This window comes from Streptomyces sp. 8L (genome assembly GCF_020176795.1).
GTDB lineage: Bacteria > Actinomycetota > Actinomycetes > Streptomycetales > Streptomycetaceae > Streptomyces.
Genome location: NZ_JAIUKE010000749.1, coordinates 1 through 3,214, shown reverse-complemented (window position 1 = coordinate 3,214; position 3,214 = coordinate 1). Strand labels below are relative to the sequence as shown.

The 3,214-nt window shown below is 74.1% G+C and carries 3 protein-coding genes and 1 pseudogene; 1 reads left to right on the top strand and 3 read right to left on the bottom strand.

Annotation, left to right across the window (positions count from 1 at the left end; all coding sequences use genetic code 11):
* Positions 1-111: 111 nt before the first annotated feature.
* The 3 genes and pseudogenes from LCE31_RS41430 to LCE31_RS38200 form a co-directional block, all read right to left on the bottom strand.
* Positions 112-1,224, bottom strand: a pseudogene (locus LCE31_RS41430) (helix-turn-helix transcriptional regulator); the annotation flags it as partial.
* A gap of 1 nt (position 1,225) precedes the next feature.
* Entirely contained in the window at positions 1,226-2,119 is an 894-nt protein-coding gene (locus LCE31_RS38205; RefSeq protein ID WP_225022772.1) for a DUF4097 family beta strand repeat-containing protein, read from the bottom strand.
* A 340-nt stretch (positions 2,120-2,459) separates the two neighbouring features.
* Positions 2,460-2,639, bottom strand: coding sequence for a DUF6104 family protein (locus tag LCE31_RS38200; RefSeq protein ID WP_225022771.1), 180 nt, complete (start codon positions 2,637-2,639; stop codon positions 2,460-2,462).
* A 215-nt stretch (positions 2,640-2,854) separates the two neighbouring features.
* On the opposite strand from LCE31_RS38200, the gene LCE31_RS38195 reads away from it, so the two are divergent.
* A partial coding sequence (locus tag LCE31_RS38195; RefSeq protein WP_225022770.1) for a CU044_2847 family protein occupies positions 2,855-3,214 on the top strand: 360 nt, incomplete at its 3' end.

The window sequence follows — 3,214 nt, the reverse complement described above, 5'->3', positions numbered from 1 at the left end:
CGCGCCCAGGACTACTACGTCCTTGCCCTGCGCGCCTCGCACGCGGGCGGTGACCGGGCCTTCGGCGCCAACGTCCTGGGGGGGGGGGGGCGCCCCCGGGGGGGGCGCCCCCCCCCCCCCGGCGCCGAGGAGCGCCGTGACATGGGCCGCCGCCGTCGACAGGTGGCCGCGGATCTCACCGAGCTGGGCCGCCGTCACGCCGTGGTCGCGCGCGGCGTCGCGCACGTCGTCGCGGAAGCGGTCGAGCAGGCGCTCCAGGTCGCGCTCCGGGTTGTCCGTCGAGGGCGCGTCGGCAGCCCAGTCCGGTACCGGACCCGCCTGCCCGCTCGGCGCGTCCGGAGAGCCGGCGGCCGTCGCGGGACCGGGAGGCGCGTCCGCCCGGCCGGGGTCGGTGCCGCCCGGGCCCTGCGCGCGATCGTGCCGCTCCTGCGGCGCGTCCGGCTCCGCGCCGCCGTGCCGCCCCGACCGCTCGCGCGGTCCCGCCGGCTCGTCGGACGAGTGCCACCCCGCTCCCTTCGCGAGGCCGCCCAGCTGGCCCGCGATCTCCGACAGGCCCTCCCGTACGCCCGTGGGCCAGTCGCCCCGCGCGAAGTGGACCTGCACCTGGTCCTGCACCTGCCGGGCCATGCGCAGCACCTCGTCGCGCGTGAAGTCCTGCGCCTCCTTGGCCTGGCGGCGGGCGCGCTGGGCCTCCTCGCGCGCCCTGCGCGACTCGTCCTTCGCCCGACGGGCCTGCTCCTTCCACTCCTGCTTGGCGCGGCGCATCTCCTCGCGCGCCGTGCGCCACTCCTCCTGGTCGGGCTCGGCCCCGGCGGGCCCGGCGGCCGGGGCGCCGTCCCGCGACGCCTTCGTCGCCGCGCGCATCTCGCTGCGCAGCCGTCCCGCCGCGCCCCGTACGTCGTCGCGGATCTCCGCCGCCAGTTCGGAGACCGACTCGCGGATCTCCATCTCCAGTTCGGCCAGCTCGCCGCCGCGGCTCGCCAGTTCGGCGCGGCCCGCGTCCGTGATCGAGTAGACCTTGCGGCCGCCCTCGGTCGCGTGGGTGACGAGCCCCTCGGACTCCAGCTTCGCGAGCCGGGGATAGACCGTGCCTGCCGAGGGCGCGTACAGGCCCTGGAAGCGCTCCTCCAGCAGCCTGATCACCTCGTACCCGTGGCGCGGTGCCTCGTCCAGGAGCTTGAGCAGATACAGGCGCAGGCGGCCGTGCGCGAAGACGGGCGGCATCTCAGAGCTCCTTCGTTTCCACGGGTGCCTCGTCCGGGGCGTCCCCGCTTTCCGCTGCGTCCTCGGCGGGCGGCCTGCGCAGCAGCGCGATCGAGCCGGAGACGGTGGTGGCGCGCAGGGCGCCGTTGCCGGAGCCGAGCGTTCCGGTGATCTTCTTCGCGCCCCACTTGCCGGTGACCCGCAGGTCCTCGAAGGCGCTGCTGACCCTGCCGCTCGCGGTGTTGGCCACCACCTCGGTGTCCACGGGGTGCGGCAGCCGGATCGCCACCTCGCCCGAGACGGTGCCCAGCCTGATGTCCGTGGACTCGCCCGCCGGGTCGAGGTCGAGCACCATGTTCCCGCTGACCGAGTCGGCCCGTACGGAGGACCCGGCGCCCTCGACCACCGTCAGGTCGCCCGAGACCGAGTGGAACCGCAGCGCCCCCGTGACGGCCTGCGCCTCGACGTTGCCCGAGACCGAGTCGGCGACCACGTCGCCCGACAGTCCGACCAGCGTCGCGTCGCCGGTCACGCCCCGCACCTCCGTACGCCCCCGCACGCCGGAGACCATCGCGGACGCGTCCACGAAGCCGACCTCCACGGACGCGGACGACGGGACGGCGAGGGAGACGACGGCGCTGCGGCGGTGGCCCCTGCGGTCCAGCCAGTTCAGGAAGCTGCCCCAGGACAGGTCGTCGTACCCGACGGTGAGGGTGTCCCCTTCGAGCGTCACGACCAGCGGCGGGCCCACGATCTCCGTGACCTCCAGGCGGGTGCCGCCCCCTCCCGGGACCGTCCCGGGGTCGGTGCCCACGACATTGACCGCGCCGCCCACGACGCGGACCCTCAGCGTGCCGATCAGGTCGTCGAAGTCCAACTGATCCGACTGCGCGACCCGCCAGGTCGACTGTGGCATGGATGAAACCCCGCATTCGTCCGGAGAGCTCCGCCCGGCACGGCCGGACACGGCCCGGTCCCGCACGGCATGACACGACACAATATATCGCGTCCTCCAGGTAAACGCGATATATCGCGGTGTGGATTGCGTGAACGCGATGCCGGGCCGCGGGCCGGGTCGCACGGACGCGCTGTACGTCACCGCCCTCACGGCACCGCCGGCCCACAGCACCGCCGGCCGTACGCGTACACGCTCGGGGGCGCCCGGAGGCGCCCCCGCGCGGGCGGTTGCGTCACTCGCCGCTCGCCGCTCGCCGCTCGCCGCCCCCTCACACGTCACGCATCACGCATCAGGCGCGTCAGTCGTCGTCCTCGTCGTCCAGCCGGGCCAGCCAGGTCGCGAGGCGCTCGACCGGCACCTCGAAGTCGGGATTGAGATCGACGAACACCCGCAGTTGTTCGGCCAGCCATTCGAAGGTGACCTCTTCCTCGCCCCTGCGGGAGGCGAGCTCCTCGATGCCCCGATCGGTGAAATACATGCTCGTCAGCCTAGATCCCCCAGGTCGCGGCCCAGAACCGGACGGCGTCCCGCCGCGTCCCCTCCGGTACAGGCCCGTGTGATCTCGCGTCCTCGTCTCCACTGCCGCTAACCTGCGGGCCTCGGGACTGCGCGGACGGGGCGTCAGAAACGGGAAGCGCGTCGGAAACGGGGGATGCCGTGGTGGACACCGGTGGTCGTGTGACGCTTGTCGAAATGCCCGACGGGACGCCCGTATGGGCCAGGATCTCCGGGGCCGAGGTGCTGGAGCAGCCCTCCGGTGAGCTGCGCTTCTCGGACGTCGGGGCGGGAGCGCACGTCGCGGCGCGCGTGGAGGACCTGAAGGACGTGGTCGCGAGTGTCGCCCGGTCGCTCGCCGGGCCGCTGCGGGCGGTGCGGCCCGACGAGGTCAGTGTGGAGTTCTCCATCGAACTGACCGCGAAGCCCGGCAAGGTGGTCGGTTTGATCGCGGACGGCGAGGCCAAGGGCGGCATCACCGTCACCCTCAGCTGGCACGGCGCGCCGCCGGACCTCACCGCGCCCCCCGCCGCATCCGCGAGCGCCCCCGTACCACCC

Bases quoted from the DNA above. Each gene is read 5' to 3' on its own strand.
- LCE31_RS38205 (WP_225022772.1), bottom strand. From the start codon at position 2,119: ATGCCACAGTCGACCTGGCGGGTCGCGCAGTCGGATCAGTTGGACTTC.
- LCE31_RS38200 (WP_225022771.1), bottom strand. From the start codon at position 2,639: ATGTATTTCACCGATCGGGGCATCGAGGAGCTCGCCTCCCGCAGGGGC.